The organism is Mycobacterium sp. 1274761.0, assembly GCF_001668615.1.
Taxonomy (GTDB): Bacteria; Actinomycetota; Actinomycetes; order Mycobacteriales; family Mycobacteriaceae; genus Mycobacterium.
The window spans coordinates 1-865 of sequence record NZ_LZMC01000069.1; the positions used below are offsets into that span (position 1 = coordinate 1).

The 865-nt window shown below is 67.1% G+C and carries 1 protein-coding gene and 1 pseudogene; one reads left to right on the top strand and one right to left on the bottom strand.

Annotation, left to right across the window (positions count from 1 at the left end):
• A pseudogene (gene ligC, locus A5651_RS25420) lies at positions 1-161 on the bottom strand (ATP-dependent DNA ligase); the annotation flags it as partial.
• 30 nt (positions 162-191) lie between these two features.
• On the opposite strand from ligC, the gene A5651_RS14885 reads away from it, so the two are divergent.
• On the top strand, positions 192-865 hold a 674-nt coding region (locus tag A5651_RS14885; RefSeq protein ID WP_156662937.1), incomplete at its 3' end, for an ATP-dependent DNA ligase.

Genomic DNA, 865 nt, shown 5'->3' on the forward strand with positions numbered 1-865 from the left:
ATCGGCCGCTCGTTGCGGCTGCCCAGCTCGACCTCGGGCCCGTCACGAAAGCAGATCGACCGAAACCCGTCCCACTTCGGCTCGTACGACGCCCCCGGCGGAATCTCAGACACCGACTTGGACAGCATCGGCGACACCGGCGGCATCACGGGCAGGCGCATCGCCCCATTCTTGTCGGGCGCGATGACATTATGAGCAGCGTGGAGCTCCCCCTGCAGCCGCCGGTGTCGCCGATGCTGTCCAAGTCGGTGTCTGAGATTCCGCCGGGGGCGTCGTACGAGCCGAAGTGGGACGGGTTTCGGTCGATCTGCTTTCGTGACGGGCCCGAGGTCGAGCTGGGCAGCCGCAACGAGCGGCCGATGACGCGGTACTTCCCCGAGCTGGTGGCTGCTGCGCTGGCCGAACTCCCGGCGCGCTGCGTGATCGACGGCGAGATCGTGATCGCCGTCGACGGCAGGCTGGACTTCGAGGCGCTGCAGCTGCGGCTGCACCCGGCGGCCAGCCGGGTCGAGAAGCTGGCCGAGCAGACGCCGTCGCACTTCATCGGGTTCGACGCGCTGGCGAGCGGCGACACATCTCTGTTGAAGGAACCGTTCCGGGTCCGTCGTCAAGCCTTGCTCGAGTCGGTGAACGAGAAGGACTGGTGTCATGTCACCCGCACCACCGAAGACCCCGAGCTGGGTGCGCAGTGGCTGACGACGTTCGAGGGCGCGGGTCTCGATGGGGTGATCGCCAAACGGCTCGACGGCCCGTACCTTCCGGGCAAGCGCGAGATGGTGAAGGTCAAGCACGCCCGCGACGCCGACTGTGTGGCCATCGGATACCGCATCCACAAGAGCGGCGAAGGCATCGGCTCGATTCTGCT